This window comes from Mycobacterium sp. 1165178.9 (genome assembly GCF_001673555.1).
In the GTDB taxonomy this organism is placed as follows: domain Bacteria; phylum Actinomycetota; class Actinomycetes; order Mycobacteriales; family Mycobacteriaceae; genus Mycobacterium.
Genome location: NZ_LZMB01000595.1, coordinates 1 through 6,529 on the forward strand (window position 1 = coordinate 1; position 6,529 = coordinate 6,529).

General features: G+C 67.8%; 5 protein-coding genes. 2 read left to right on the top strand and 3 right to left on the bottom strand.

Going from position 1 to position 6,529, the window contains the following annotated elements:
- From meaB to mutA, 3 genes are all read right to left on the bottom strand, one after another.
- A partial coding sequence (meaB, locus tag A5652_RS26075; protein WP_067358838.1) for a methylmalonyl Co-A mutase-associated GTPase MeaB occupies positions 1–884 on the bottom strand: 884 nt, incomplete at its 3' end.
- On the bottom strand, positions 885–3,137 hold the full coding sequence (gene scpA / locus A5652_RS26080; RefSeq protein WP_067358840.1) for a methylmalonyl-CoA mutase: 2,253 nt from the start codon (positions 3,135–3,137) through the stop codon (positions 885–887).
- A 5-nt stretch (positions 3,138–3,142) separates the two neighbouring features.
- The gene (mutA, locus tag A5652_RS26085) at positions 3,143–5,020 is read right to left on the bottom strand and encodes a methylmalonyl-CoA mutase small subunit (protein ID WP_067358843.1); all 1,878 of its coding nucleotides are present in this window, start codon (positions 5,018–5,020) and stop codon (positions 3,143–3,145) included.
- A 180-nt stretch (positions 5,021–5,200) separates the two neighbouring features.
- Here mutA and A5652_RS26090 point away from each other — a divergent pair, with 180 nt between their 5' ends.
- Both A5652_RS26090 and A5652_RS28880 read left to right on the top strand, forming a co-directional pair.
- Positions 5,201–5,968, top strand: a complete 768-nt coding sequence (locus tag A5652_RS26090; protein ID WP_067358844.1) for a TVP38/TMEM64 family protein — start codon at positions 5,201–5,203, stop codon at positions 5,966–5,968.
- 340 nt (positions 5,969–6,308) lie between these two features.
- Positions 6,309–6,529: hypothetical protein (locus A5652_RS28880; protein WP_232001460.1), on the top strand; the 221-nt coding region annotated here is incomplete at its 3' end.

Consider the following 6,529-nt stretch of genomic DNA (forward strand, 5'->3'; position numbering starts at 1 on the left):
CTGGACAACAGCCGGTCCAGCACCGTGTCGCGCACCATCTGCCAGGTCCAGTCGACCAGCTGATCTCGGCGGCGCGCCTCGAATTCCCCCGCCTCGGTGAGGACCCGCCGATGACGTTCGATGGTGTCCCACAATTCCTCGAGGCCGGTTCCCTCGGCCGCACTCATCGTGAGAACCGGTGGCCGCCAGAGGGTTTCACGCGGATGTATCAACCGAATGGCCCCGGACAGCTCGCGCGCCGCCGACCGGGCTTCGGCGAGGTGTTCCCCGTCAGCCTTGTTCACCACGACGATATCGGCCAGCTCGAGCACGCCCTTTTTGATGCCCTGGAGCTGATCGCCACCGCGCGCCAAGGTCAGCAACACGAAGGTGTCGACCATGTTCGCCACTGTCACCTCGGATTGACCGACCCCAACGGTCTCGATCAGGATCACGTCGAAGCCGGCCGCCGCCAGCAGGACCGCCGCTTCGCGGGTGGCCTTGGCCACCCCGCCCAGGGTGCCCGACGTGGGCGACGGCCGAATGTATGCATCCGGATGCATGGCCAGGCGCGCCATCCGGGTCTTGTCGCCCAGGATCGAGCCGCCGGTGCGGGTCGACGACGGGTCGACGGCCAAGACCGCCACTCGATGGCCCAGTTCGATCAGATGCATGCCGAGGGCCTCGATGCTGGTCGACTTGCCCACCCCGGGGATCCCGGTGATGCCGACCCGATACGCGTCACCGGCGTCCGGCGTCAGCTCCAGCAGCAGCTGCTGGGCCTTCTCGCGGTGGTCGGCGCGAGTGGACTCCAGCAGCGTGATGGCCCGTGGCAACGCCGCACGGTCGCCGTTGCGAACCGCGTCGGCCAACCGCTCCACGGAGTCGTTCCGTTCGGAAGCCATTTAGTCGAGCGTGTAACCCAGCCGCTCGGCGAGCTTGTGCAGCAAGCCGATTGCGGCGTCGGCGATCACCGTCCCGGGCGGGAAGATGGCGGCGGCTCCAGCCTCGTACAGCTCGTCGAAGTCGCCCGGCGGAATGACCCCGCCGACCACGATCATGATGTCGGGCCGCCCGACCTCGGCCATCGCCTCACGCAGTGCGGGCACCAGCGTCAGATGGCCGGCAGCCAGCGAGGAAACCCCCACCACGTGCACGTCGTTGTCGGCGGCCTGGCGGGCCACCTCCTCGGGCGTGGAGAACAGCGAACCGACGTCGACGTCGAATCCGATGTCCGCGAAGGCCGTCGCGATCACCTTCTGGCCGCGATCGTGGCCGTCCTGGCCCATCTTCGCGACCAGAATCCGCGGGCGGCGGCCGTCGGCTTCCGCGAACTTCTCGACGAGTTCGGTCGCGGTTGCCATGTTTCCGGCCTTTCCGGCTTCGTCGCGGTAGACCCCGGCGATAGTACGGATCTCCGCCTGGTGTCGGCCATATACCTTCTCGAGCGCGTCGGAGATCTCGCCGACGGTGGCCTTTTGCCGGGCCGCGTCGATGGCCAGGGCCAGCAAGTTGTTGCCCAGCCCATCCGCACCGGCGCGGCCGTGGGCGGCCGCCGCGCGAGACAGTTCCGCCAGCGCGACCTCCACCGCCGACTGGTCACGGCTTTCCCGCAGTTCCCTGAGCTTGGCCAGCTGTTCGGCGCGCACCCGGCTGTTCTCGACCTTGAGGACCTCGACCTCTTGGTCCTCTTCGACCTGGTACTTGTTGATCCCGATCACCGGCTGGATGCCGGAGTCGATGCGGGCCTGGGTGCGCGCGGCCGCCTCCTCGATGCGCAGCTTCGGGATGCCGTCGCTGATGGCCTGCGCCATGCCGCCGTGCTCGGCCACCTCGGCGATGTGGGCGCGGGCCCGCTGCGCGAGCTGATGGGTCAGCCACTCGACGTAATAGGACCCCGCCCACGGGTCGATCGGTCGCGTGGTACCCGACTCCTGCTGCAGCACCAGCTGCGTGTTGCGGGCGATGCGCGCCGAGAAGTCGGTGGGCAACGCGAGCGCCTCGTCGAGCGCGTTGGTGTGCAGCGACTGCGTGTGCCCTTGCGTCGCGGCCATCGCCTCGATGCAGGTGCGGGCGACGTTGTTGAAGGCGTCCTGCGCGGTCAGCGACCAGCCGGAGGTCTGCGAATGTGTGCGCAGCGACAGAGATTTGGCATTCTTGGGCCCGAACGCGGAGACGAGCTCGCTCCACAACAACCGGCCCGCCCGCAGCTTGGCGACTTCCATGAAGAAGTTCATCCCGATGCCCCAAAAGAAGGACAGCCGGGGAGCGAACTTGTCGATGTCCAGGTCGGCGTCCAGGCCGGCCTTGATGTAGTCGACCCCGTCGGCCAGCGTGTAGGCCAACTCCAAATCGGCTGTGGCACCGGCTTCCTGGATGTGGTAGCCCGAGATCGAGATGGAGTTGAACTTCGGCATTTTCGCGCTGGTGTAGGCGAAGATGTCGGAGATGATGCGCATCGACGGCTTGGGCGGATAGATGTAGGTGTTGCGCACCATGAACTCTTTGAGGATGTCGTTCTGAATGGTGCCGGCCAGCTTCTCCGGCGGAACGCCCTGCTCCTCCGCGGCCACCACGTACAGCGCCAGGATCGGCAGCACCGCGCCGTTCATGGTCATCGACACCGACACCGTCGACAGGTCGATGCCGTCGAACAGCTGGCGCATGTCGAGGATGGAATCGATTGCCACACCGGCCATTCCGACATCACCCTGCACCCGGGGATGATCCGAGTCGTAACCGCGGTGGGTGGCCAGGTCGAAGGCCACCGACAGGCCCTTCTGGCCGGCGGCCAGGTTGCGTCGGTAGAAGGCGTTGGACTCCGCGGCGGTGGAGAAACCGGCGTACTGCCGAATCGTCCACGGCTGGTTCACATACATCGTCGGGTAAGGGCCGCGCACGAAGGGGGGTTCACCCGGGAAGCTGTGCAGCGGATACCCGTCGGCCTCTACGGCGGCACGGTCCGCGGCGATGTAGACCGGTTTGACGTCGATGTCTTCCGGTGTCTGCCATTTGAGTTGGTCGGGTGTGTACAGATGCGTGGCCGCGGCCGCGGCCACGTGTTCCTCGACGCCGGCCTCGGTCGCCGGCGTGACGGTCCGCTCGCTGTGCAGCGGCACATCGGCGAAGCTGCCAACCGCAGGTGCAGTGGTCGTCATCTCAACTACGCCCCCAGCCTCGTGAGCAGATCCGACAGAGCTTCGACCGCATTGATTTTCGCGGTCAGAAATTGGTCCGGTTGGTGCTCGGCGTCGGCCACGGCTTTTTCCGGCCCGGCCAGATAGACCCGCGAGATCCCTGCGTCGCGGGCCGCCTGTACAACGCCGGAGGCCTCGTCCTGGTAGCGCCTGTCGGTGCCGCAGATGACCGCCGCCGTCGGGGACCCCGCGTCCGCCACCGCTGACGCGACACCGCCGGGGTCGACCGATCCGGGGTTGATCGCCTCGATGCCACCGGACGCCAACAGGTTGGAGGCGAAGGTTGCGCGGATGTTGTTCTCGGCCAAGGGGCCCAACGGCAGCAACAGAACTTGGGGCCGCGATCCGGTGCGGTCCAGGTACGCGTCCGATCGGTCCCGCAGCGCCTCGAATTCCGCGGCGTAACGCACCAGGTTTCCGGCCGCGAGAGGCGAATACGTCGAGTCGCTCTGCGGCAGAGGAGCTTCGGCGAGGTTGGGGAATTCGTTGACACCGGTGATCGCGGTCCTGCGGTGCGCGATGTCGTCGCTGCGGCGGGCGGCCACCTCGGCGATCTGGCCGGCGATGAAGTCGCGGGCTTTCGTGAATCCGCCGTGCGACTCGATGTGCTGGAAGTGCTCCCAGGCCTGCTCGGCCAGGCGCCGGGTGAGGTCCTCCACGAACCACGATCCACCGGCCGGGTCCAACACGCGACCCACGTGTGACTCTTCGAGCAGCAACAGCTGCGTGTTGCGCGCGATGCGGCGGGCGAAACTGGTTGCTATGCCGGGGAATCCGCCGTCGATCGCCACGTCGAACGGAAACACCAGCAACGAGTCGGCGCCGCCGACACCGGCGCCGAAGGCGGCCAGGGTGCAGCGCAGCATGTTCACCCACGGGTCGCGCTGGGTCATCATCGGCAGCGACGTCTCGGCGTGCACCACGGCCGCACCGGCATCCGGCGCGCCGACAACTTCGGCGACCCGCGCCCAAAGATTGCGCGCTGCGCGGAACTTGGCGATCGTCATGAACTGGTCGTCATCGGCGGCGAACCGGAAGCTGATCTGCCGCAACGCCTCGCCGATCGACAGCCCCGCTTCGGTGAGCACCCGCAGGTAACTCACCGCGGCCGCGACAGCGGCGGCGAGCTCCCACGTCGCGTTGGCACCGAGGTTGTGAAACGCGGGCCCGTCGACGGTGATCGCGCGCACCCCGATGTGACCGGCGGCCCGCTTGGCCACGGCGATCACGTCCTCGATCTTCGGCGCGGGCCGATCACTGTGCGCCGCGCTCAGCGGGTCGCCGCCCAGATCGATCGACAGGGTGGCGCGCTGATCGGGTTCCACCCCGTCCGCCAGGGCAAGCGCCGCGTCGCTGGCCGCCGGGTAATCGGCGCCGGCTTCGAGGATCAGCGGCGCCATGCTCAGGTAGACACCCTCGAGGATCTCCCCCAGCTGATCGGGCGCCACGCCCGATTCCCCGATCCGCAGCACTACCGCGCCGGCACCGTAGCCGAGCGCGTCCAGCACCGCGGAGTTCACGTCCCTGGCCGCGACGCCGGGCGCCGGGGTAGCCGGGAACGCCTCGGCGACCTTCCAGCCGGACTTGACGTCCCGCAACGCGTCGCCGCCGCGCACGAAGGGCCACTCACCCGGCAGCGGCGGTTCTGGCAGCTCGTCGAGCGCGGTGTAGAGCGCGCGTATCGCGACTCCGTCATAGGTCGGGGTCTCCAGCAGCCGCTCGGGCGCGTCCCCCAACTGCTCGGGGTCCTTCCGGGTGCTTTTGGCCAGCACACCGGCGACCGCACTGCGCCAACGCCCGCGAACCTGTTCTAGGTCGGCGAGCTCGGGTACATCAATGGACACCGATTGCTCCCTTTTCCCAGCATTTGGGCTACAGCTCTGGGGATACCACTTAGCTACTGAGGCTAATTGATGACCGCTCGTCGCAGAAAACCGCCGGGTGCGGGGAGCGTTCCGAATTTCCGATGAAACACCACCCCAGGGAAACCGCTTATTCATCTGCGCCCCGTACCCTTGGAAGCCGTGCCGGGCTCCGCCACCAGCAACTTCACCGAAACGCTTCGCGATCTCGGTTGCGCCATCGGCGCCGCGGCGCGAGGCGTGTCCCGGTCGAGGGTTGCCTGGACAGTGGTGGGCATCACAGGGCTGGTGGTGCTCGCCTCGTGGCTGCCGCTCCCCTCGCCCGTGCAGATGCGTGACTGGGCGCAGGCGAGCGGACCGTGGTTTCCACTGGCGTTCTTGGTAGCTCACATCGTCGTGACGGTGGTGCCCATTCCGCGCACGGCGTTCACCCTGGCAGCCGGACTGCTGTTCGGCCCGCTGCTGGGCGTCGCCATCGCGGTGCTCGCCAGCACTGCGAGCGCGATGATCGCGATGGTGCTGGTGCGCGCACTCGGGTGGCGGCTGAGCCGCTTGGTGCGCCACCGATCGATTGACACCGTGGAACAGCGCCTGCGACAACGAGGCTGGCTGGCCATCGTGTCGCTGCGGCTGATTCCCGCGGTGCCGTTCTCGGCGCTCAACTACGCCGCAGGCGCGTCGAGCGTGCGGGTGCTGCCCTACGCCGTGGCGACCCTGGTCGGATTGCTGCCCGGGACCACTGCCGTGGTGGTCCTCGGCGATGCGCTCGCCGGTCACATCAGCGCGCTGCTGTATCTGGTGTCGGCGATCACCAGCGCTCTAGGCCTGACGGGGCTGATCATCGAGATCCGCCACTTCCGTAGGCACCACCGCCGGGCGCACCCTCCCGTCGACGACGAGTACTCCCGCGAACCGGCCGCCATCAGCTGATCACCAACTTCGTTCAGACCGCCGCGCAGTGCGCCAAACACCGGTCTAGTGGAGAGGTGTACGCGATGGAGGTCGCGAGCTAAATTCTCCGTCGCCGAGTTGGTGCGGCCCTGGCTGGACAAGTGGCACCTGACGGCCGTGACCGCGCCGACTACCCCCGCTGCCGGGCTCTCGTAAGCGGCTCCCGCCATCTTCAGGTCGGCTTCAGGCTGACTTCGTACCGTCGCGGCATCGCCCCGGCTCACCTTGGGGGCGCGGTGACCGGTAATGCGGTGCGAGCAGCACGATTTCGCGCCGACCCGGATGAAGAAACTGTCGACAGAGAGGATGGATGGGCCCAGTGAAGATCAAGCAGCTGATCGCTGGTTCGTTGATCGCGGGAAGCCTCGGGGTGGCCGCGGCCGGTATCAGAACCCCGGCGGCGGTGGCGCCGGGTGGAACGGTCCGCCCGGGGGCGGCGGTGCGAGCGGTCCGCCCGGCGGCGGGCGGTCTCTTCTACCCCTACCGCCGCCGGGGTTCTGATACCGGCCGCGGCGTGGCGGGGTGTGGGTGGATAAACAA

What these genes read in the sequence shown, in the direction of transcription:
- scpA (WP_067358840.1), bottom strand. Translation starts at nt 3,137, where the DNA reads ATGACGACCACTGCACCTGCGGTTGGCAGCTTCGCCGATGTGCCGCTG.